At 53.2% G+C, this 22455-nt stretch carries 23 protein-coding genes and 2 tRNA genes; 12 read left to right on the top strand and 13 right to left on the bottom strand.

The window, feature by feature from the left end; all coding sequences use genetic code 11:
- The first annotated feature begins 160 nt into the window (after positions 1 to 160).
- The 3 genes from DPRO_RS07010 (at position 161) to DPRO_RS07000 (ending at position 3017) form a co-directional block, all read left to right on the top strand.
- Complete coding sequence (locus DPRO_RS07010) at positions 161 to 808, top strand: winged helix-turn-helix domain-containing protein (RefSeq protein WP_097011403.1); 648 nt, start codon at positions 161 to 163, stop codon at positions 806 to 808.
- A 2-nt stretch (positions 809 to 810) separates the two neighbouring features.
- Entirely contained in the window at positions 811 to 1902 is a 1092-nt protein-coding gene (locus DPRO_RS07005; RefSeq protein ID WP_097011402.1) for an N-acetylneuraminate synthase family protein, read from the top strand.
- 164 nt (positions 1903 to 2066) lie between these two features.
- Positions 2067 to 3017 carry a chemotaxis protein gene (locus DPRO_RS07000; RefSeq protein WP_097011401.1) on the top strand — a complete coding sequence of 317 codons (951 nt, stop codon included), beginning with the start codon at positions 2067 to 2069 and terminating at the stop codon, positions 3015 to 3017.
- A gap of 87 nt (positions 3018 to 3104) precedes the next feature.
- Here DPRO_RS07000 and DPRO_RS06995 read toward each other — a convergent pair whose 3' ends face one another.
- The 5 genes from DPRO_RS06995 to DPRO_RS06975 all read right to left on the bottom strand — a co-directional run bounded on the left by DPRO_RS06995 (position 3105) and on the right by DPRO_RS06975 (position 7645).
- On the bottom strand, positions 3105 to 3386 hold the full coding sequence (locus DPRO_RS06995) for a DUF2325 domain-containing protein (protein WP_097011400.1): 282 nt from the start codon (positions 3384 to 3386) through the stop codon (positions 3105 to 3107).
- Positions 3387 to 3688: 302 nt separating this feature from the next.
- A complete protein-coding gene (locus DPRO_RS06990) occupies positions 3689 to 4972 on the bottom strand; it encodes a right-handed parallel beta-helix repeat-containing protein (RefSeq protein WP_097011399.1) in 1284 nt (427 codons plus the stop codon).
- Positions 4973 to 5033: 61 nt separating this feature from the next.
- Entirely contained in the window at positions 5034 to 5564 is a 531-nt protein-coding gene (locus DPRO_RS06985) for a tetratricopeptide repeat protein (protein ID WP_162291154.1), read from the bottom strand.
- A gap of 180 nt (positions 5565 to 5744) precedes the next feature.
- Positions 5745 to 7331 (bottom strand): chaperonin GroEL, encoded by a 1587-nt coding sequence (groL, locus tag DPRO_RS06980; RefSeq protein WP_097011397.1) that lies wholly within the window; start codon positions 7329 to 7331, stop codon positions 5745 to 5747.
- Positions 7332 to 7384: 53 nt separating this feature from the next.
- Positions 7385 to 7645 (bottom strand): co-chaperone GroES, encoded by a 261-nt coding sequence (locus tag DPRO_RS06975; protein ID WP_097011396.1) that lies wholly within the window; start codon positions 7643 to 7645, stop codon positions 7385 to 7387.
- A gap of 217 nt (positions 7646 to 7862) precedes the next feature.
- Here DPRO_RS06975 and DPRO_RS06970 point away from each other — a divergent pair, with 217 nt between their 5' ends.
- Together DPRO_RS06970 and DPRO_RS06965 are read left to right on the top strand one after the other, a co-directional pair.
- Complete coding sequence (locus DPRO_RS06970; RefSeq protein ID WP_097011395.1) at positions 7863 to 9335, top strand: alpha,alpha-trehalose-phosphate synthase (UDP-forming); 1473 nt, start codon at positions 7863 to 7865, stop codon at positions 9333 to 9335.
- A gap of 53 nt (positions 9336 to 9388) precedes the next feature.
- A complete protein-coding gene (locus DPRO_RS06965; RefSeq protein WP_097011394.1) occupies positions 9389 to 9622 on the top strand; it encodes a hypothetical protein in 234 nt (77 codons plus the stop codon).
- Between the two features lie 67 nt (positions 9623 to 9689).
- Here the strand turns inward: DPRO_RS06965 and DPRO_RS06960 are convergent, their stop codons facing one another.
- From DPRO_RS06960 to DPRO_RS06930, 7 genes are all read right to left on the bottom strand, one after another.
- Positions 9690 to 10199 carry a C40 family peptidase gene (locus DPRO_RS06960; RefSeq protein ID WP_097011393.1) on the bottom strand — a complete coding sequence of 170 codons (510 nt, stop codon included), beginning with the start codon at positions 10197 to 10199 and terminating at the stop codon, positions 9690 to 9692.
- A gap of 1 nt (position 10200) precedes the next feature.
- Positions 10201 to 10758 carry a BON domain-containing protein gene (locus DPRO_RS06955; protein WP_097011392.1) on the bottom strand — a complete coding sequence of 186 codons (558 nt, stop codon included), beginning with the start codon at positions 10756 to 10758 and terminating at the stop codon, positions 10201 to 10203.
- 99 nt (positions 10759 to 10857) lie between these two features.
- Positions 10858 to 11757 carry an RluA family pseudouridine synthase gene (locus tag DPRO_RS06950; protein WP_097011391.1) on the bottom strand — a complete coding sequence of 300 codons (900 nt, stop codon included), beginning with the start codon at positions 11755 to 11757 and terminating at the stop codon, positions 10858 to 10860.
- A gap of 85 nt (positions 11758 to 11842) precedes the next feature.
- Positions 11843 to 13147, bottom strand: a complete 1305-nt coding sequence (locus DPRO_RS06945; protein WP_097011390.1) for a TRAP transporter large permease — start codon at positions 13145 to 13147, stop codon at positions 11843 to 11845.
- Positions 13147 to 13638, bottom strand: coding sequence for a TRAP transporter small permease (locus tag DPRO_RS06940; protein WP_097011389.1), 492 nt, complete (start codon positions 13636 to 13638; stop codon positions 13147 to 13149). The genes DPRO_RS06945 and DPRO_RS06940 overlap by 1 nt, the downstream gene beginning before the upstream one ends.
- 49 nt (positions 13639 to 13687) lie before the next feature.
- Positions 13688 to 14701: a TRAP transporter substrate-binding protein gene (locus DPRO_RS06935; RefSeq protein WP_097011388.1), complete on the bottom strand. Its 1014-nt coding sequence runs from the start codon at positions 14699 to 14701 to the stop codon at positions 13688 to 13690.
- Positions 14702 to 14768: 67 nt separating this feature from the next.
- Complete coding sequence (locus tag DPRO_RS06930) at positions 14769 to 16439, bottom strand: FG-GAP-like repeat-containing protein (protein ID WP_097011387.1); 1671 nt, start codon at positions 16437 to 16439, stop codon at positions 14769 to 14771.
- Between the two features lie 143 nt (positions 16440 to 16582).
- Here DPRO_RS06930 and DPRO_RS06925 point away from each other — a divergent pair, with 143 nt between their 5' ends.
- The 7 genes from DPRO_RS06925 (at position 16583) to DPRO_RS06895 (ending at position 21524) form a co-directional block, all read left to right on the top strand.
- Entirely contained in the window at positions 16583 to 17866 is a 1284-nt protein-coding gene (locus tag DPRO_RS06925) for an RsmB/NOP family class I SAM-dependent RNA methyltransferase (protein WP_097011386.1), read from the top strand.
- Positions 17867 to 18049: 183 nt separating this feature from the next.
- Positions 18050 to 18125, top strand: a tRNA-Val gene (locus tag DPRO_RS06920).
- Between the two features lie 44 nt (positions 18126 to 18169).
- Positions 18170 to 18246: transfer RNA gene (locus DPRO_RS06915), tRNA-Asp, on the top strand.
- A 78-nt stretch (positions 18247 to 18324) separates the two neighbouring features.
- Positions 18325 to 18777 (top strand): GNAT family N-acetyltransferase, encoded by a 453-nt coding sequence (locus DPRO_RS06910; RefSeq protein ID WP_162291153.1) that lies wholly within the window; start codon positions 18325 to 18327, stop codon positions 18775 to 18777.
- A gap of 244 nt (positions 18778 to 19021) precedes the next feature.
- On the top strand, positions 19022 to 20236 hold the full coding sequence (locus tag DPRO_RS06905; protein ID WP_097010316.1) for an ISL3 family transposase: 1215 nt from the start codon (positions 19022 to 19024) through the stop codon (positions 20234 to 20236).
- A 156-nt stretch (positions 20237 to 20392) separates the two neighbouring features.
- Positions 20393 to 21043, top strand: a complete 651-nt coding sequence (locus DPRO_RS06900; RefSeq protein WP_097012874.1) for an IS1595 family transposase — start codon at positions 20393 to 20395, stop codon at positions 21041 to 21043.
- A 118-nt stretch (positions 21044 to 21161) separates the two neighbouring features.
- Positions 21162 to 21524 (top strand): hypothetical protein, encoded by a 363-nt coding sequence (locus tag DPRO_RS06895; RefSeq protein WP_097011384.1) that lies wholly within the window; start codon positions 21162 to 21164, stop codon positions 21522 to 21524.
- 50 nt (positions 21525 to 21574) lie between these two features.
- Here DPRO_RS06895 and DPRO_RS06890 read toward each other — a convergent pair whose 3' ends face one another.
- The gene (locus DPRO_RS06890) at positions 21575 to 22453 is read right to left on the bottom strand and encodes a prenyltransferase (RefSeq protein ID WP_097011383.1); all 879 of its coding nucleotides are present in this window, start codon (positions 22451 to 22453) and stop codon (positions 21575 to 21577) included.
- Between the last annotated feature and the right edge of the window lie 2 nt (positions 22454 to 22455).

The following is a 22455-nucleotide window of genomic DNA, read 5'->3' as shown; positions in this document are numbered from 1 at the left end:
TGAATCGGCCAGAGAAAGCAATCTATCGATCCGGGAATGTTGAAATTGGCGAGAACCCTTTTGTTGACAGGCTTACAGTGCGCGACTAGTGTGCTAGACTCAGCATTGTAACGTGCTGGCAAGTCGATGAATTATTGACCGAGCGAATGGAATGGACATAATGCCCGAATTAGTTGCAAATGGAAATAAGGGAATGTTGATCACGGACGGGCTGTATCTCAAACCGAGCAAGTCTACCCGCGTACTCGCCATATTGGAGGCATTGACCCGGGATTCCGGGCTTTCTCAGTTCGAGCTGGGGCGCCGCCTCAACCTTTCTGGTGCCATGGTGAATCAGTACCTCAAGCAATTGCAGTCGGAAGGGTTGGTTGAGTTCATGCCGGTCAATGGCAAGAGCTATCGCTATACGTTGACGGATGCCGGGCACCAATCGCGTCGACAGATGTTCTCGGATTATTCCTCGGAAACCGTCCGACTGTACACGACCATCAAGGATTTCGTGGTCAACCGCCTGAGTTCTTTTTTGATGGAAGGCAAAGTAAGGTTGGCTCTTTTCGGCGCTTCTGAAACGTGCGAAGTTGTCCTGTCCGCTTTGCGTGATACGGATTTTCATATAATGGCTTTATTGGACAATGACACCACAAAGCAGGGGCAGTTATTCCACGGACATGTTGTTTCTGCTCCCCATGTCATTGATCAGGTGGAGTGCGATGCAGTAGTCATCACCTCCTTTGGCAAGCAGGATGAAATTTTCGAGCAACTTAAGCCGTACTCTGAAAAGCGCGGGTTTCAAATCGTGAGATTTTAATTATGAAACAGATTCAATCCATCACTCTTCGTTCCGGCGTCACCATTGGCGAAGGTCATCCATGCTTCATCGTCGCTGAGATCGGTAACAACCACCAAGGCGAATTCCAAATCGCCAAGCAGATGGTGGACGAAGCCGCAGCCGCCGGTGTTCAGGCCGTCAAATTTCAAAAGCGGGATATGGAAGCCCTGCTTACCCGAGAAGGGCGGGCTGCTCCGTATACCGGCTGCAACAGCTTTGGGCCGACATACGGAGAGCACAGAAATGCTCTTGAGCTGTCTATCGAACAGATGGCCGAGCTCAAGGAGTACAGCGAGTCCAAGGGGCTTGTCTTTTTTGCATCAGCCTGGGATGCGCCTAGTCTCAAACAGATCATTGATCTGGATGTCGAGTTGCTCAAGATCAGCTCGGCGGAACTGGTCAACGTACCGCTGGTGCGTGAGTACGCCAAAGCCGGGACACCTATCATCCTTTCCACTGGCATGAGTTCCCTCGAAGATATCGATGTTTCATTGAGCGAAATCCGCAATTATCACGATCAGGTCGTCCTGCTGCACTGCAACTCCCGCTATCCATGTCCTGAAGAACAAATCGGTTTGCCGGTCATGGACGCTCTTCGTGAACGTTACGGGCTGCCTGTCGGATACTCCGGTCACGAGAAGGGCATTGGTCCCAGTGTTGGTGCCGCAGCGCTCGGCGCCTGTGTTGTCGAGCGCCACTTCACCATGGACAAAACCTGGAAGGGTACCGATCATCAGGCGTCCCTTGAGCCAGCTGAGTTGACCAGCATGGTCACCATGATTCGTGAGGTCGAGCGTGCCATGTGCGTGAAGGGTAAGAATGTCTTTCCGGAAGAACAGGCGGCTGCCAAAAAGCTTCGCAAGTGCATTGTTTTCTCGCGCGATCTTCCTGCCGGTCATGTACTGGCCCCTTCGGATCTGACGACCCGTTGTCCGAGAGTGGGTGTTTCTCCTGTTCATTGGGACGAAGTCGTCGGAGCAACGTTGCAGAAATCGGTCAAGCACGAAGAGCCGGTACAGTGGGAAATGTTGACTCTTGCCGAACAGATGTGCGCTGGAGCCGTTTCTTCCTAGAGAGTCTGTCTACGTATCTTGAGAGCCGTTTTGCCGAGAGCGAAACGGCTCTTTTTATTTGACCTTGTTAGTGACCTTTGGGAAAAGTGTAAAAAAATCATTCATCTCACTATGTGAGGGTGATATAGATTATGTAATTGGCACGACTGGCCCTAGGAGGATCAATGAGTCAACAGGACATATTGCTAGAAACCGGCACTAATGAGCTTGAAATAATTGAATTTTTCATTCATGAGACCAGTGGCGATTCAATCGAAACACACTATTTTGGTGTAAACGTCGCCAAGGTGCTGGAAGTTGTCGAGGCTCCGGAAGGGCTGACAGGTTCCGAGGCGGCTGTTCATCCGAGCTTCTTGGGCACCATCCCATTACGCGACTTGATTCTGCCGGTGGTCGATCTGTCGGTATGGCTGGATGTCGATAAGGCGAAGGATGAGAATGAACCGATCATCGTTACAGAATTCAATGGAATGATTACCGGTTTTCTCGTTTCTGGGGTGACGCAGATTCATCGGGTCAACTGGGCCGAAGTCGAGCCGCCGAGCAAGTATTTCGCCAAAATGGAATCGAACTGCATTACTGGTACCGTCAAGATCAATGACCGTTTTGTTCTCATGCTCGACTTGGAGCAGGTGCTGGCTGACCTCGATGAATCCGGTAACACGCAGGCACAGCTTTCGGATGTCGTGTCCGATGAACGCTACCGAGCACTGGTGGCTGATGATTCCACCTCGGTTCGCGAACTGCTCCGCAAGAATTTTAGTAATGCCAATTTCGAGATTGAAGTGGTTGGTGATGGGGCCGAAGCATGGGAGAAGTTCAGTAAGATCAAGGCAATTGTCCAGGAGCAGGGCGGCTCTCCGCTCGATCATCTTGATGTGGTGGTCTCGGATGTCGAGATGCCGCAGATGGATGGTTACACTTTGACTCGGCGGATCAAGGAAGACCCGATCCTCAAGCAGTTACCGGTCGCTCTCTTTTCCTCTCTCATTTCCAAGTCCGTGCTGCATAAGGGGAAGGCTGTCATGGCCGATGCCCAGGTTACCAAGCCTGAGTTCAACCAGTTGACCGGAAAGGTCATCAATCTGATTCGGGAGTGGCGGGAAAATCTATAGACATCATCAACAGACATTTACTGTGAAAGGGCGATGTGTTTTTTAGCGCATCGCCCATTCATCGTAATGAAAGTAACTGTCTCATCATTATGCGGTTGCCTCGTCCAGGACTTCACGAAGGGAGCTGATACCACAGGAATGGCGCTGGATAACGGGGATATCCTTTCCGCGCAGTGCCGTCAGCACATCCTTGCGAGCCTTATGGGAAACTTTGTTCGTAAAAAGCACCACAAAATCCACGTTTCCCAGTGTGCCGGAAATCTTGCGTTCCTTGCCTGTGAAGCACTTCAGTTTGACGCCGTTTTTCTTGGCTTCATTCATGTAATCACGTTTCAGTCTATCCATTCCGCCTACTAATGCTGCGCACATATCTCTCTCCAGGTTTTAATTGAGGTTGAAAATCGTTTTCAATTAATATTGAGCAATGAGTGTTTTGTCAACCCTGTTTGTGAGAAAAAGGGGTGTCTCTCCTATGGCCTCGTAATGATGCACTTAATAGGGAGATTCAAGTCTAGATACGCACGAGATATTGGTGTTCATGCAGGGTGCTTCTTTCTCTCTGGAAGGAAAAAGGAGCATCAATTATTGATGAGCGTAGCTGCTTTCACTCTGAAAACCGTATGGAGGTGCAGTGCTGGCTGGGGATAAATCCGCCTGGGTTCATGCGGTTACTACCATGCCTCATCTTCCGGAGCCATTTCCGGAAGCGAGCACGGGCTGGCTTCAACCAGACGGTTTCCTTTCCCTCTATCCACGAATGAGGGATTGCTGCCGATCACGACATTGACGCTGCCGCCCAGCAGGATCTGCCCTTTGATACCGATGAAATCATTAACGTTGGTCCAGGCAAAGGTGTTGCTGATGGCCTTGAGCGCCTCAAACGGGTGACAGTACATAGCGTACCGGCCTTCGCCACGGATTCTGTTGTTGGCAAAGAAGCCGCGTGACCCTGTCTGGACTATGCCGCGCGCTTCACTGCCTCCGGCCACAATGACATCATTGCAGGTCGCAACGATGTCGTTGGCATAAAGCAGCATGCCTGTAGATGCCTCGCCGCGAACCTCGATTCTGTTACCTGTCAGCGAAATGCGGTTATTGCGATTGAAATTGACTCCGCCGGACGTATCGAAATACCACCCGGCCACGATTCCGTTCGGCCCATATTTGTGCGGGTAGGGGATGCCCTCATTGGCCGTGATTATTCGGTTGTTGTCTATCCTGATGTTTCCTTTGCCATCGGCGCCAAGCACGTTGTCGAGTATCTCGATGCCATTGCGTGATGCGCGTTCGATGCGATTGTTGGTGACGGCAACGTCTGCTCCCCATGTCCAGTCAATCATCACACCATAGCCTGCTGTGCGGCGAGGCCGGTCTGTTTCCATGTAGAATCGGTTGTTGTCGATGCGGATAGTGCCCATGGCTGCCCGCTTGATCCGTTTGGATCGGTCTTCCAGCCGATTGCCGACAACGATACCGGCTTGGAACAGCAAGCTGTCGCCATCACTCCAGCGGATATCCAGCGTCTGGGGGCGAATGTCGGAGATGGTGCAGTTCTCCACATTGACTCCGCCCACGTGGGGGAAGTGCAGTGGTGTCCCCTTTGCTTCCTTGAAATGAATGCCTTTAATGACAATGAGCGGCCCTTTGCTGGCGGGTGGAGCCCCCTTGACCGGCAGGGGAGAATAGAATGACCAAAGGCCGCCCTTGATGATGGTGACGGGCAGGTCCGACCCATCAAGTTCTCCGGTAACGGTAATATTTTTGCGGATAGTGATCCGACCGGTTTCACCAAGGTCGAATTTCCCTTTGAGCAGAAGGGTACCACCTCCATCAACCGCTTTCTGAAGGTTTTCAATGTCCTTTTCAGGTATGCCGGTGCCGACAACCGTCCTCTCGGCATGGGCTGGAGTGATGGTGCAGAGCATAAAAAGAACGGTGAAGATAAGGCGGTACATGGTTACTCCTGAGAAGCGTGGATCCGTCTGCTTTTGAAACTTGGTGCGCATGAGATGCAATTTAGTAGCCGCGATTGGCGGGAATGGTGTGCTGATCCGGGGTGCCCTTGCGCAGTTTGGCGTTGTCCTTGTCCTGTCGGTGGATTGCCTGGGCCATCACAAGGCAGGCGTCATCAAGTGACGATCGGTCTTGGCGCAAAGAGTTGAGGACTTCTCGGAGCGCCTCGTGGATGACAGGCTGCTCAATCCATGCAGGATATGCTCCCCAATATGCAATGGCATCATCCTTTCGTCCCAGCTTGGCTGCGGCATATCCGGCGTGCAGATAGGCGTCCGGTATTTCCTTGCGGCGAATGCATTCGTCCAGAACCGTGAGAGCGTCTTCGTTACGGCCCAGTCGTACAAAGCCTACGCCGGCCATGACCAGATGAGATGGGAATGGTTGTTTCCCTTTGTCTCGTTGCTGCGCGAGGTAGTGGTCGTAGGCATCCACCGACAGCTCGAAAAACTCTTTGGCCTTGGCATACTCTCCGCGCTCTTCGGCACTGCGAGCACGCTCGAAATTCTTTTGTCCTTTAACGGAGTGTTGCACGAATCGTGAGAAGAATGACATGTGGTAGAATTATCCCGTTTTTCTGATGGATTCAAGCTGTGCATGGAGGGAAGAAGGAAAGGGCAGATCATGTTGCGCTGCCTTTGCCCGAGAGGTGGCTATCAACAAAAAAAAGGCCGGGTACAATACCCGGCCTTTGGATGATTGATGGCGTAGAGGTTAGTCTTCGTCTTCAACGGCTTCGGAGATGGCGCACTCGGTGGTCAGCAGCATGGAGGAAACGCTTGCAGCGTTCTGCAGTGCAATGCGGGTGACCTTCTTGGGATCGATGACACCGGCTTCGACCAGGTCAACGTACTCGTTGGTGCGGGCGTTGTAGCCATTGGAGCCTTCGAGCTTCTTGACCTTCTCGACAACAACAGTGCCTTCGAGACCGCAGTTGTTGGCGATCTGCTTCAGGGGCTCTTCGATGGCGCGGGCTACGATGGCGATACCGGCCTGTTCGGTGTCGTTGCTGCCCTTGAGGGTTTCCAGTACGCGGCCTGCGCGAACCAGAGCGGTGCCACCGCCGGGAACAATGCCTTCGTCCACTGCAGCGCGGGTGGCGTTGAGGGCATCCTCGACGCGATCCTTGCGCTCTTTCATTTCGATTTCAGTGGGGGCGCCGACCTTGACGACAGCGACGCCGCCGACGAGCTTGGCCAGACGTTCCTGCAGCTTTTCGCGATCGTAGTCGCTGGCTGCGTTGGCGATCATGTTGTTGATCTCTTCGCAACGACGCTCAACGACTTCTTTGCTACCGGCACCTTCAACGATGACGGTGTTCTTCTTGCCGACGACAACCTTCTTGGCAGTACCAAAATCGTCCGGCTTGATGGATTCGAGGGTCACGGCAGTGTCTTCGGAGACCACGTTGGCGCCGGTCATGATAGCGATATCGCGAACCATTTCCTTGCGGCGGTCACCGAAACCGGGAGCCTTGACTGCGCAGACCTTCAGGGCGCCGCGCATGGCGTTGATGGTCAGACCGGCCAGCGCTTCGTTCTCAACCGTTTCAGCAATGATCATCAGGGGACGACCAGCTTTGGCAACGGCTTCGAGGATGGGTACGAGAGGTTTGATGTTGGAGATTTTGCCTTCGGAAAGCAGGATGAAGGGATTCTCCAGTACGGCTTCCTGCTTGTCCTGATCGGTGACGAAGTAGGGGGAAAGCCAACCGTTGTCCCACTGCATGCCTTCGACAACGTCGAGTTCGGTGGCGAAGCCCTGGGATTCTTCAACGGTGATAACGCCGTTGTTACCGACTTTTTCCACGGCTTCGGCGAGAATTTCACCGATGGTGGAGTCGTTGTTGGCGGAGATGGCGCCGACCTGAGCGATTTCGGAAGACTTGTTCACCGGTTTGGCGAGTGCTTCCAGTTCGGCCACAACCGCATCCACGGCGAGGTCGATGCCGCGCTTCAGGGACATGGGGTTGCGTCCGGCTGCCAGGAGCTTGACGCCTTCGTTGAAGATGGCCTGGGAAAGGATGGTAGCGGTAGTGGTACCATCACCGGCGATCTCATTGGTTTTGGAAGCGACTTCCTTAACCATCTGAGCGCCCATGTTTTCGAGCTTGTCTTCCAGGTCGATCTTTTCAGCGACGGTGACGCCGTCCTTGGTTACCTGAGGTGCGCCCCAGGCTTTTTCCAACATGACGTTACGGCCCTTGGGACCGAGGGTAACCTTGACTGCGTTTGCCAGGATATTTACGCCGTTCTGCATGCCCTCACGAGCTACAGCTTTGTAATCGATAGCTTTTGCCATTGTATGCTTATCCTTGAAAATCTGTGTTTGTATTCCGTTTCAACAGGCCGAATTTATGCGAAGACACCCAGGATGTCGTCTTCACGCATGATGATCAATTCGTCACCATCCACGGAGAACTCGCTGCCTGCATACTTGGCGAACAGTACGGAGTCGCCGGCCTTGACGGTCTTGCATTCGGGACCGGCGGCAACAACTTCGCCACCCTGCGGCTTTTCCTTGGCGGAATCAGGGATGTAGATACCCCCGGCGGTCTTTTCTTCTTCTTCTTTTCTCTTGACGATGACACGGTCATTGAGTGGTTTCAAACCCATGATTACTCTCCTTTATAATGAAAATGATCTCACCGCGGTGCGGTGTATTCTTATCGACTGCGCAGAGAGATAATACCCACAGGCCGGGTGTCAACAGTCCCGGGTGATATTTTTCCATGTCAATTTGTTCCTCCCTTGCCATGATTGTCGAAGACCGTTACCACATAGCATGGAAGAAAAAGATGTTACGAAAGATTGCAAAGGAGGATGCACAGACATGGTAGGCGGCAAACAACGACTGGTCGTGGTTTCCAACAGGCTCCCGGCCACCCTCAAGAAGGACGGTGATGAGTGGACTGTGCAGGGCGGTGCGGGCGGACTGGTCACGGCACTGGCTCCGGTGCTCAAAAATCGTGGTGGTGTCTGGATCGGTTGGTCCGGCGCTTCCGACCCGTCGATCGATGTCGATTCACTGCTGGCCGATTTTTCCGCCAAAGCGGGCTATGAGCTGTACACTGTGCCGCTGACCAAGGAAGAGGTGGACGGTTACTATTTCGGTTTCTCCAACGAAATAATCTGGCCGCTGTTCCATGATCTTCAGACCCGTTGTCGCTTTCATCCCCGATATTGGCGGATGTATCTGGATGTGAACTTCAAGTTTGCGGAGATGGTCGCTCGAAGCACCACGCCCGATGATTACATCTGGATTCAGGACTACCATCTCATGCATCAGGCGTTTTTCCTCAAGTCCATGGGGGTAAAAAGACAGACCGGCTTCTTCCTGCATATTCCATTTCCACCGCCCGATATTTTCATGAAACTGCCGTGGCGCTGGAAAGTCATTCAGGCGCTGACCGAATTCGATCTGGTCGGATTCCACACGACACAGGACAGAGACAACTTTGCCGAATGCCTGCGTCGATTCCAGCCCGATACCGAGATTGAAGGCAGTGGAGCCGTTGTCGAGGTCCGATCAGGCAATCGTCAATTCCGCCTGGGAGCATTTCCCATCTCCATCGATTTCAACCAGTTCAATGGCCTGGCCGAAAATGAAGATGTGGCCCGCAAAGCCTTTAACATTCGTGAAGCCCTCCGACACAGGAAAATTATCCTTGGGGTGGATCGTCTTGACTACACCAAAGGGATACCCGAGCGCATCCGCTCCATTCAAACGCTGTTCCGCATGTTCCCGGACCTGCGAGGCCGTGTGAATTTCGTGCAAATAGCCGTACCCAGTCGCGAAGAGGTCGACGAGTACAAGGAACTGCGCACCGAGATCGAGCAGTTGGTCGGGCGCGTCAATGGTGAATTCTCTTTCCCCGGCTGGGTGCCTGTACACTACCATTACAAGAGCTTCCCACATGATGAGCTGGTGGCGTATTACAGCGCTGCCGATATTGCGTTGGTCACGCCGCTTCGCGACGGCATGAACCTTGTAGCCAAGGAGTACTGCGCGGCCAATGTCAGTCAGGACGGTGTGCTGGTACTGAGCGAATTTGCCGGAGCCGCTGCCCAGCTTCAGGAGGACGCGTACCTTGTCAATCCCTATGATATGGAAGGCATTGCCAAGGATCTGAACCGGGCAATCCACCGAGACAAGGCCGAGCGTAAACTCCACATGACCAACCTGCGTGACCAGATTCGCAAGAACAACATTTACTGGTGGGTCGATTCATTCCTGCAGGCGGGAATTTCCAAACGACTGGGGGATTTTCCGGAGATGGCCACGGTTCAGTTCGAGCGGGAGTGATCAGCCCCATGAACCGATTGAGCCTGTCGCCGGTTTGAGGTAGGTCTGTTGCCATGTTGACCCTCAAATGTGCCGCGTGTCGGCAAAAGCTTTGGAAATACTATAAGATCGGGCAGGGCGAGGTGCACCGCTGTCACAAGGATCGTATCCGCAAGATCTTCAACATGGAAGAACGGGACGGGAAAGTGTATTGCCCGTGCGGCAAGGCCGTGGGGATTGACCGCGGCTCATACTATACCATGGACAAAAAAGCGTTCACCTACAAAGGGACCAAAACCAACAACTGACCTACCCATTCGAATGGGGTGTTCATTTTGATACGCCGTTGTCTTTGCCTTTTCTGAACCGTGTCAGCTAGAGGATACGGCGCGCACCAATGTAATGCTTGTGCCAGTATGTGTTGTTTAGGCTGGATTCCATGACTCGCTTGCCCGAGCTGGGGGCATGGATGAATGTGCCCCTGTCGGTCAGAATGGCAACGTGCAGAGACTTTCCCTTTTTGTCGACCCGGTAAAAAAGCAGATCACCGGGACGCAACGCGTCATAGGCCACCGCTTTGCCCGCACCGAACTGCTGCCAGGATACGCGGGGGAGATTGATACCGTGCTGGTGGTAGACAAACCAGATGAATCCCGAACAATCAAAGCCCATCTGTGGCGTATAGCCACCCCATTTGTACGGTGCGCCGATCAATGTGCGCGCCGTGCGGAGTACGGCTGCCCGTTTGCCCTGTGCCGGTGTTGTTTTGACAACTGGCGGTGGCGGCGACGGCGTGTGGGAGGCGCAACCGCCAAACAGTAAGGTCCCGCCCAGCACAATGCTGGACAGGATAACTGTAGACAAACGGCGGTGCTTGCTGATCATGCTACGGCTTCACCGTGATGTAGGATTTGACCTCACGAACGCCGGATACGGAGCGTGCATGGTTTTCGGCAGCTTCCTTTTCCTGCTGGGTAGCGACAATGCCAAGAAGAATGACTTTGCACTGGAGCATCTCGATATCCACATTGGTGGACCAGATGTTCTTGTCCGCGATGAGCTTCTGGCGAACCTTTGCGTTGAGTTCCACGTTGTCCGTGGTGCCGCAGGTGTCGTCAGAGCGCTTGGGGAGGAAGTAGGTTGTCACTTTGCGCACGCCCTGTACGTTCTTGGCGATGTAAACGGCACGGTTGACCTGCTCACGGCTTTCGTACTCACCTATCAGGTAGACATGCCCCTGATAGCTGTAGGCATCAAAATCCAGGAATTTGATCTGGGAGTCTTCCAGAAAGGACTGCTCAATGGTGAAGCTGATTTGTTTGTCATCAACCCATTCACCGGTACTGCGTTCTTCCACGGCAACGTCGTATACTGCGCACCCGCCGAGAAAATTCAGGCCGATCAGACTGCCAAGTATCAATGATAATATGATGAATCGTTTCATTGGTTCCCCTTTGAGGTTTTCTAGATAAACTCTACATACGCATTTTGGACCGGGTTCGCAACAAAGGGCAGATCATTGCATCTGTCGGCAGATGACCGACTACTCGATAACGAGGCGTTGGGCATTGCGCAGGATGTCGTCCGGCACCTGCCATTTGCCGTTCCAGTCGGGGGGGAGGGTGAATGTTTGCCCATCGGTGCTCATGAGGTAACAATGCAGGCGCATATTGCCGCGCACATGGCCTTTGCCATATTTGTGGTCACCAAGCACGGCATGGCCGCGGGAGGCCAGTTGCACGCGAATCTGGTGTGTGCGGCCGGTCAGCAGTTCGACGGCCAGCAGGGTTTTGTCCTGTTCCGTGATGAGCGGGGTGATCCGGGCGCGGGCAACCTTGCCTGATCCGGTTTGGACAGTCTCATTGCCTGGTGTTCCCTGTTTTTCCATGCGATCTTCAACGAGTGTGGTGTCCGATTCCGGCCACTGCCCATTGACCCACGCCAGGTACAGCTTGGTGACAGTGCCGGAAGCAAAGGCGTTGTTGAGAGTGGTCAGGGTCGGATAATCCTTTGCCGCCAGCAGGAGCCCTGATGTGTCTTTGTCCAGCCGGTGGGCCAGGGTCGGCATGAAGTCCGCTTCGCTGAACCGGGCGCGAATGCGGGCCGTGATTGAGTCGTCAATGTTGTCGCCGCCATGAACGGCCAGCCCGGCGGGTTTGGCGATGACCAGTATGTGATCATCTTCATGGGCGATAGGGAGGGTGCCTTGCGTTGAAACGATTTTCTCCTCACCGGGAGTATAGGGCGGAATATGGACAACCTGCCCTTCATCTATGCGATCGAAGGGCTTTTTGCGCCCCTTATCCACGCGCACCTGTCCCTTGCGAATCCAGCGCTGGATGGCACCCTGCGGGACATCGCCCTTGAGGCGCCGTTTCAGAAACTGAAGCAGCTTCTGGCCGGATTCGGCCTGCGTGACGGTGACGAACTGCGCTTTGGGCATTTTCTGCTCGTGTTGTCGGTTGATTGTTGCGGTATCATGTCACCTCTAAAGGTCGAGGGCCGACATTTAGGATACCGCAAACCACCTACTGCATCAAATGGGGGATGAACGTCACGATACCCGGGAAAGCGAGCATCAGCGCCACACAGAGGCAATATGCCACCATGAAGTAGGTCACCCCTTTGAACACATCCGTCATTGGAACATCTTTGGCCATGGAGGCCACGATAAAGGTGTTTACCCCGACGGGCGGTGTGATGGCTCCCAGTGTGGTGACAACGGTGATCAGCACGCCGAACCAGAGTGGATCATAGCCCATGGCCGTCACTACCGGGAAGAATATGGGGATGGTGACCAGCAGCAGGGCAAGGGCGTCCATGACCATGCCGCCGATGACATAGATGAGGCAGATGACCATGATGATGACCAGCGGCGGGATGGGCAGACCGGCCACGAAACCGGCAGCCTCGAACGGCAGGCGCGTGATGGCCAGAAAGCGCCCGAAAATGACGGCGCCAAGGATGATGACCATGATCATACATGAAATCTTGAGTGAATCGTTGACCGCCATCCAGAACTTCTTGAGGCTCATCTGCCCGGAAATCACAGAGATGAGCAGGGCGAGAGCCGCACCGGCCGCACCAGCCTCGGTCGGCGTGAAGAAGCCGAGGAACAGGCCACCCATGACCAGGATGAACAGGATAATCATCTCGATGGAGCCGGGAAGGGAAGCACACTTTTCCTTGAAGGTGGTCTTGGGACCGGCCGGACCCCAGTCAGGATTCTTTTTACACAGGTACCAGACGGTCCCGAGGAACAAGGCGGTGAGCAGCACGCCGGGAACCATGCCGCCAATGAAAAGCTGGGCAATGGACTGGCTGGTCTGAAGGCCGATGATGATCAGCACCACAGAAGGCGGAATGATGACGCCAAGGGTCGCTCCTGCGGCCACGGAACCAGTGGACAGGATCGGATTGTACTTGAATTTCTTCATCTCCGGCAAAGCAACCGTAGACATGGTGGCTGCTGTTGCCGAGTTGGAACCGCAAATGGCGGCGAATCCGGCACAGGCGAGGATGGTGGTCATGGCAATACCGCCGCGAATCTCTCCCATCCAGGCATAGGCCGATTTGTACAGGCGCTCGTTGACGCCTGAGTAAAAACATATCTGCCCCATGAGGATGAACAATGGAATAACGGTCAGACCGTACTTGGAAAACACGTTCCACAACTCTGTTCCGAGCATGCCGGTGGCCGCGTTCCAGTTGAGTACATAGGCGAAACCGCCGAACCCGATGATAGCCATGGCAAAGCCCACGGGAATGCGAAGAACGAAAATGACGGCAAGCAGGAGCAGCGTGCCGACAATACCAACGGTAATCGGGTCCATTATTGTACCTTTTCGGCAGTCAGGGTTTTCAAGGTGTCGACCAGCAGGACGAAGCTAAGGGCAAAGCATCCGGCAGAGGCGGCAAAAACAAATGGGTGATAGACAATCTGCAAGGTCTCGGAGAGTTCTCCGGTCATGATCAGGAAGGAAGCCCATTTATAGGTTTCCATGCCGCAGAGCAGGAAAAATCCGCATGATGCCGCCGACGAGAGAGCATCGGCGCTGCGTCTGACCCATTGGGGAAAGCGGGTGAGCAGGATACCCACTGCGATGTGTGACTTCTGGCGCTGGGCAAAGGCCAGGGAAAAAGCGGCAACCACGGCCCCCATGAAGCCCATCATCTCAAAGGTCCCCTGAATGGGATTGTTCAAGACCGCCCGGAAGACCATGTTGGCACATGCCAGCGCCATCATGCCAACGAGAAACAGTCCGGCAAGGAAGGTCAACCCCCTTGCGGCCAGGGTGCTCAATTTGTCGAGTATGTCTATCATATGAAAGAAAACACCCCCATCAGAACAGACAGGGGTGTTGTGCTGTCGGTTAATTGCCGATTTCGGCTTCGTATTTTGCCTTGAGAGCGAGCATGTCAGCCAGCAGGGCGTCGGCATCGTAGCCAGCCTTGGTGGCCTGTTCTTTCCATGCTTCAACCAGGTCAGCGCTCTTGGTCTTGATCTCGGCATGTTCTGCGTCGGTCAGTTCCAATACTTCAACCTGGTATTTCTCTTTAGACCAGGCAAGAGCCTGACTGGTGTAGTCGTCCAGATAGCGTCCGGTCCATGCAGCCTGCTCGCGACCGAGATCGTCGAGGGTCTTCTTGACGTCTTCGGGCAAAGAGTCAAACCGCGCCTTGTTCATGACAACGGCAAACGGATAGACGGGCAGGTTGGTGATGGTCTCGTAGCGGCAGATTTCAGCGAAATTCATGTCCTTGAGAACGTCAAAGGAGGACACCAGTCCATTGACCACGCCTTTCTGCAATGCTTCGGGGGTCTGGGACATGGGCATGCCCACTCCCTGTGCGCCGAGATTCTGCAGAATCTGCAAAATGGTGCCGGATGCGCGCAGCTCCAGACCTTCGAGGTCGGCCAGGGTTTTGATCGGCTTTTTGCTCATGACGTGAGAAGGAGCCGAAGTGAACATGGTCAGGACCTTGACGTTCTTCATTTCCTTGGGCTGGTATTTGACAAAGATATCCCACATGACCAGGGATGCCACTTCCGTGGAAGTGAAAGCCACCGGCAGGTTGACCACGGACATGGCCGGGTAGACGCCGGGGTAGTAAGCAAGGCTCAGACAACCGATGTCGGCCTGACCGGTCATGACGCCACGCATCATGTTTTTGGGGCCGAGCAGAGTGGAACCGGGAAATGTCTGGACGGAGACTGCGCCTTCGGTGCGTTTCTCCACTTCAGTTTTCCAGCGCTCCATCTGAACACAGGGGAAGGTCTGCGCGGGCGGGAAGTTGGCGTAGGTCAGTGTTGTTCCGGCCATGGCGACAGCACTTGTCAGGCAGACGAGCGCCAGGACGGTCATGGCGGTCAGCAGTCTTTTCATCGGTCCTCTCTCTTTTTGACAGTTGAATCGAAAAAGCGGGCGGTCTCTCACTCCGCCCGCTTTTTTATTACATGTTCAGGTCGTAAGCCAATACGACGGTTTTGCGTTTCTTGAATCCGAGTCCACCCGGGAAGGTGTTCAGCAGAACGCATAACTGCTTCTCGCCATCATTGTTGATGTCTGCAAGATAGACGTCAGAGACCTGTCCCTTGATGCGACGGGTCTTCCAGGCCAGGTTCATGCCGACGCCATCCCATACCAGAGAGTGAATCTCACCCTGGGAGAAGTACTTGAAGCGCTCAAAGACCTGCGACGCGATGGAGAGGTCCTTGTTGACGAGCAGTTCGTACTTGTCCTTTGTGCTGAGGCGGGCAGTGATCATGCGGAACGGCACGTTGTACGTGCTGATCATTTCGTCCATTGAGCCACCGCCAAGTCCCAGCGGACGTTCGCTGTATTCGAGACCGATGCCGGAGGTGTTGTAGGTGTCCATATCCGTAATGGACAACTGCTCAAGGGTCTGGCCGTATACGCGCATCTTGTGGAAATCATCAATGACAACGTATTTGAAGCCCATGCCGTCGGGCAGGTAGGCCATGTTGTAGATATTGGCGAATTCTGGGCGGCTGATACGGTTGCCGGTTACGATGTCGCCATCCTTCAGGTAGGCTTCCTCGATCTTTGGATCAAAGAAATCGCGGGAACCTTTGTCCTGGGCAACGAGAATCGGCGAGTACATGGGCGGAATGCGCAGTACGCCGAGGAATTTCCTGTAGTCTTTCACCAGATATTCGAATTTTCCGTTCTTGAAGCTCAGGACGTGCGAACGGACTCTGCCTTCGGGAGCGTGCTGGGCTTTTTTGTAGATCATCTGATAGCTGGCAACAATCAGCTCAGGGACGTTGTCCCGGTCCAGATCCGTTGCTTCCAGACGAATGAAGCTGGTGTTCGGGGTCATGTCCATGTTGTCCAGCAACTTGAGTTGACCCTGATTGTAACGGTAGGCGGCGATACCTTTGCTGTGCAGAATGAAGATTTCGTTATTGCCGTCGCCGTCAGCATCTTCCACCACCATGCTTGTGGAGTAATAACGGAGGGTCTGGCTGCGCCATCTGCCAATGGTTTCGGTGCCGCCTTCGTAACGGAACTGCGGGTTGAGCGTATCGGTCTGGTAGCGGTCATCCGCGCTGATGAAGGCAGAGTTGACTTCAACAGGTGATTCGCCGACTCCGTCCTGAATGTCGGTCTGAGAGCTGATGGCGGCTGCTGTGCTGTAGCCTGGGCGTTTGAACAGGTCGCCCTGAATGGCCTTGCTCTGTTCATCGAGCCAGGGGGTGATCTCATCAATGCCCATCTGCGAGCTTTTTTCCCAGGTGGAGCCATCGGCTGCAACGGCGTTGATGGAGAGGTTGGCCGACTTGTCTATGATGGCGATGGAGCCGGTGATGACGTAATCGAGGCCGGAGGAACGAAGGGAATTGATCGCCTCGCCGGTGCTTTCGGGTGCCTTGATATTGTTGACGACGCTATCGTCTGCCGGGACAACGCGCCCGGACCACTCCAGGTCGTTGTTCAGGCTCGCCTGAAATGCCTTGGGGAAATAGGAATATTTCTTCGGGCCAGCGTACGTGAACGGCATGACAGCGTACTTTTTCGCCGTTTGTGCCAGTGCCGGACCGGCAAACAGGATTACTGCCACCAAAGCAGCCAGAGCCACGGCAAATCGTTTATTGAACATGTATTCCTCCTAATCAAGGATAAGTGACGTTATGTCCGCACGCTGATTTCATGCGCGCGGGAAGGTCTTGTAACAGTTTCCGTATCGGTATGCAAAGTAGTTAAGCGGTTGCCTCCGTCAAAGCAAGGCGGTATTGAGCGTTCATGACAAACCATTTTCGTACGTTTCGTCTTGTGTGTGATGAAAAATCCGTCGGCACAGTCGAAGCGCTTCTTGCTGCACAGGGATTTTCGTTTGAGCCGGAGCCGTTTTACCCCATGGCCCGCAAGTTGACCCACGAGCCGTTCCCTCTGGGAGAGAGCATTGCTGCGCGGTTCGGGCGTATATACATTCAAGATCGATCCTCCATGCTGCCGCCATTGTTGCTCGCGCCTCCCGAAGGTGCGGCGGTTCTCGATATGTGTTCTGCTCCCGGTAGCAAGACAAGCCTGCTGTCACGCCTGGTCGGGCGAAACGGCTTTGTCTTCGGCTCCGAACCATCTCCTGACAGGCTTGGGACACTCCGTGCCAACCTGCGGCGAACCGGTTCGGTTAATACGGCCACGGCACGATCCATGGCCCAGGACCTCCCTTTTGCTGATGCGTCATGGGATTATATCCAGCTCGATCCACCCTGTAGTGGATGGGGGACCGTGGATAAAAATCCCAAGGTCATGGAATTGTGGTCCGAGTCAAAGACTGCGCCGCTTGTTTCATTGCAAAAGACGCTCCTGAAAAAGGCGACGGACTTGCTCACGGCAGGCGGAACCGTTTTGTACTCCACGTGTACTACTAATATAGAAGAGAACGAAGAACAGGTTCAGTGGGCCCTTTCCGAGCTTGACCTAGAACTTGAGCCATTGACACCCCCTCCGGGTTTTGTCTTTGGTGACCCCATGCTTCCTGGTATGGAAGGCGTTTTGCGGGTGGACGAACGCTCTGCCGGGCAAGGTTTCTTTTTGGCGCGCTTCCGTAAAAAGGGAGAAGACAGCGCAGATTCGAGCGATGGTGAGCAAAAAATAGTGCTTCCGGGGCGTCGAGTACGACTCGACAGATTGAATGGGGCCGATGGCCTTGACCTTGGCAAGTTGCCTCCCGGGCAAGCCTACGACTTTGGCGGCAAGGTGTATTTTCTGCATGAAGAGGCGCTGTCGAGGGTTCCATCATCCGTAAGGTGGCAGGGAGCATTGTTGGGAAAAATAGCCGGAAAAGGGGAACGTACCAAGTTCCGTCCGGACGGCATGGCTCGTGTCTTGTTGCCGTCGCTTGATGCATGCTCGGAAAACGATGCGCTAAATGTCGATGATCCCAAATTAATTGAGCAGCTTCTTACCGGTCAGAGTGTTTCTTTCGTCAAAGGAACAACCCCTGTTGGGCTATATTTTCGAGGTCTCCCCCTTTGTTGGTTATCTCGCAAAGGGAAACGCGTTATGATGGCCTCAAAATAGTTATAAATAGCAAGTGTTTACGATAGCGAAAAAAAAGTTACAAAAGTCGTTGACAAACAGAGGGAGTCTGGGCAGTATGCCTTTCGCTGAACGCGGAAGGCGTCTGGCAACCAGGTCGACAACTTAAGTGACAAAAAGATGTTGACAACAGACTGGAAGCCAAGCTAAAGACACTCTTCCTGCGGGCGCTTAGCTCAGCTGGGAGAGCATCGCCCTTACAAGGCGAGGGTCACAGGTTCGAGCCCTGTAGCGCCCACCATCTTTGAAATATGGAGTTGCTTAACACTCCAATATTATAAGTGCGGAGCCGTAGTTAAGCTGGTTATAACGCCGGCCTGTCACGCCGGAGGCCGCGAGTTCGAGTCTCGTCGGCTCCGCCACTAAAGATCAAGCCCTTACATTCAATTGTAAGGGCTTTTTCTTTTGGAATGTTGCACTTTTGGGGCATGGGAGGCGATATGGTGTCAGTTCGTTTAGCAGTGGAGAGCGATTTGGAGCCGTTTCTGGGGCTTGCGCGAGAAGTGGAGCCGCTTTTTGGGCCCATGGTTGATAACCCCGACTTTGTTGAGGGAGTCAAAGGCGCTATCAAAAACGGCCAGGTGATTTGTGTTGTCGACAAGCCGTATTCTCAAGTCATTGGAGCATGCGTTATCGATTCTGAATCGAGGACAATCCTCTGGCTGGCTGTGACTGAGAAGTCCCGTGGCAACGGTGCCGGGGCGATGTTGGTCGCTGCCGCATTGGAGCGATTGGGTGAGGGAGATCCAGTGCAAGTGACGACCTTTAGTGAAGACATGGCTGAGTCTATCTCTGCCCGTAAGCTCTATGACAGCTTTGGTTTCAAGGAGGTCAAAGCGGGTGAGGTAAATCCTGCCGGGTATGCCACGGTTGTGATGGAACGACCTGAATAGTTGGGTTTCCCATAGTGGAAGTCGCGAGTTTCAACCTCTCGAATGGGAAATGGTTTTAGCCTGTCTGATTTTGTATACGCGGTAGAAATATCTATTGGGTCTCTGGGTGCCTCTCTCCAGCAGTCAATTCTGCTTGAGAGGGGCTTTTTTTGGTTCATCCGGCTAAAGCGTACTTTTGACAAAATGAAAGGACATGGCGTCCAACCGTTGGAAGCATCACCAACCAGCGGGAGGAGTAATCACCATGTCCACGAGTTTCATCTACCACGCGTTCGGCCTGCGAGGCTACGACTACGTTCGGCAGGATTTCATCGCAGGCAACATCATCCTGAAAGTGCAGCCCAAGGATGACTTGATTCGTTGTCCTTGCTGCCATTCCAGAAACATCATTCGCCACGGCTTTGCCGAAAGATGGGTTCAGACTGTGCCCATCGGTTTCAAGCCCGTCTGGCTGGTCATTCCCGTCCAACGGGTAGGATGTCGCAATTGCGGCGTCATTCGTTTGATCGACATTCAGATCGCCGAGTCCAGGCGCTGGTATACGAAAGCCTTTGAGCGATATGCTCTCGCCTTGGCAAAAAAGATGACGATTCAGGATGTTGCCGATCTGCTGGGCGTCGGTTGGGACACCATCAAATCAATCTTCAAGCGCTATCTGTTTCGCCGTTTCTCAAGTCCCAGCCTGGGAAAGATCAAGTATATCGCCATCGACGAAATCAGCGTCCGTAAAGGGCAAAAGTACCTCACGCTGGTCATGGACCTCGAAAGTGGCGCAGTCGTCTTTGTTGGTGAAGGACGAAGTCGAGAAACGCTTACCCCGTTTTGGGAACGTCTCAAGAAGACAAAAGCCAAGATTGCGGCTGTGGCGACGGACATGAACGCAGGCTACATCAGCGCTGTCATGGAGAACTTGCCGAATGCGGCTATCGTGTTTGACCGGTTTCATGTGGTCAAGCTGATGAACGAGAAAATCACGCAGATCCGCCGCCAGCTCTTTCGGGAACTCACCTCGCCACTTGAAAGGAAAGCGGTCAAAGGAACTCGATGGATTCTTCTGAAAAACCCCGAAAATCTGGATGAAAGCCGTGATGAAAAGGAGCGCTTGGATGAAGCGTTGCGGCTGAACAAACCTCTGGCGACAGCCTACTATCTGAAAGAGGATTTGCGGCAACTCTGGTCCCAGCCGAACAAGGCGACGGCAGAGAAAGTCATCAACGACTGGATCGCCAGAGCCGAAGCCTCGGAGATACGCCCTTTGCAGATCATGGCGAGGACGCTTGCCTCGTATCGTTTCGGCATTCTTGCCTATTACGACCATCCCATCTCATCAGGCCCAATCGAGGGAACCAACAACAAGATCAAGACGCTGAAACGACAAGCCTACGGATATCGGGATACCGAGTTCTTCAAGCTCAGGATCATGGGAATTCACGAAGCGAAGTACGCTTTAGCCGGATGAACCCTTTTTTTTGTATTGTTTCCCGATGCTTTTTGCTCGAACGCTTTGCTCCCGATCCCTCCATGCATCCTGATATCGGATGATATTTCTGGTGGATAGCTGGCCGTTTTATTTTGGGGCTGTACCAGATAACTCCTTTGGGTTATCGGTATGGCAATGCGAAAAAGTCGTTTGAGCAAGGACAAGCAGCTTCGTTTAATCGAACATTTTGTGGCTGGCACGACAGCTCGTTGCGCTGCCGATCTGGTTGGTGTGAACGTCAAAACAGCCGCCTATTACTTTCACCGGCTCCGGGAAATCATAGCGGTAGAAGAGTCCTGTGAAGGGATGGATTTTGGCGAATTTGAGGTCGATGAGAGCTACTTCGGTGGCAAGCGAAAGGGCAAAAGAGGACGTGGGGCGGCTGGTAAGGTTCCTGTTTTTGGAATCCTTAAAAGGGGCGGGAAGGTCTATACACAGGTGATTCCTGATGCGAAAGGTAAAACCTTGCTTCCCATTATTCAGGAAAGAATCCAGCCAGACAGTGTGGTTTACTCGGACTGCTGGTATGGCTACAATGTCCTTGATGTGTCAGCGTTCAAACACTTCCGAATCAACCACTCGAAGCTGTTTGCAGATAGCCACAACCACATCAATGGAATCGAGAATTTTTGGAACCAGGCCAAACGCCATATGAGGAAATTCAACGGCATTCCAACCAAGCATTTTTCTCTGTTTTTAAAGGAATGCGAGTGGCGTTTTAATAACAGCAATCCGCGAAGCCAGTTTAAACAACTGAAACAGTGGGTTAGAAGACATATGGGCTAGTTATCTGGTACAGCCCCTTTATTTTTTGGGGTTAATGAAATGAGAATAGCTTCACAGTAAACGCAGAATTGTGTTATAGAAACTATAATAATAACCCTTACCCAAATGGAGAATCACTATGCCTAATATGGATTACCCAGGCCCGTGTCCGAGTTGTATGGGAATTGATGGCTGCCCCACTGAAGCTGGAAAGGAAGAAGCAGTAGCCCACTATTGTAAGGGCTTGGAAATGGAACTGAACACATGGAAGGCCCGCCTTTATGATATTCTGGCAGCCGAAAAGACCGATGATCTGAAGGATGAAATCATCCTTATCAAGTCGACCGTGAAGGAAATCGAAGCAATTGCTGAACAGATGCAAGGCACCTGCCCTTCGAGTCTGAGCGATCAGGAACAGATTATTGGTGGCAAGCTACAGGATCTGAGGGTGCATTACACCAAGGCGCTTGAAGTAATCGCTCCCGGTTGGTTCGGCGGTTAAGAAACTATTGGTATCGAATACGAGCCGCTGTCATCAGACAGCGGCTTTTTTTATGGCCAAAAGAACAGGCAAAGAATCCCCATGCTCGTCAGTGTGGACAGGATGGAAAGAAAAGTGAATGCCAGAACTCCGACATCACCCGCTTTGCTTCTCATAAAGAAGAGTTGCCCGATGACAGACGCAACAAGAAGAACCAACAACAAAAGACCGTCCACTGGAGCAGGGGTGAACAGCCAGATGATTTGCAGTGCGGTGAGGCTGTGCAGCGATACAACCAACTTTCGAGACAAGGGCCCAAGCAGGACCGGGATGGTTTTCTTTTGGTCCGCACGATCCGAAGGTTCATCGGGTTCAGCTGTTCCGATTGCACAGGCAAGTTGCGTTGGTAGAACAACAAACAATATTTCCCACGGAAACGAATCCAATCTGCCGGAAAAAGCCGTGTAGCCCATGACAGGCAGGACAATGCCAACTCCAATCATCTGGAGCAGTTCGCCGCCTCCTTTGTATGAGAGCTGCACTGGTCGATAGCTGTACAAAAACAGCAACAAGACACCAAGTACGGCCATGATGATCGGGACGATCGATCCTGCCATCACGCCGAGTATCATGCCCAGTCCGATACTTGTCAGCGCCATGAGTCTGGCCGCCTTCAGGATTTGAAAAGGCGTCAAGTCCCCATCGACGAGTACGCGCGATCCGCCCGAGAAGGGAGTGAACGTGACATTGTTCCGGTCTGTTTCCTGATCGGCGTAGTCATTGGCAAAGACAATATACAATTGAATGGCAAGACCAAACAGATGAACTGTCACAAACCGCGATATGCTAAACCCACTCCCATGATTCAAAGCGACAGCTTCGCCAAGCAAAAGAGGGAGAAAAATGTATGTCTGTGAAGGGAGCCGTGCCGCCTTAATCCATGAAGCCATAT

The sequence above is a fragment of the Pseudodesulfovibrio profundus genome, from assembly GCF_900217235.1.
In the GTDB taxonomy this organism is placed as follows: domain Bacteria; phylum Desulfobacterota; class Desulfovibrionia; order Desulfovibrionales; family Desulfovibrionaceae; genus Pseudodesulfovibrio; species Pseudodesulfovibrio profundus.
The sequence above is the reverse complement of the archived record's forward strand: the minus strand, read 5'-3'. Positions and strand labels throughout refer to the sequence as shown.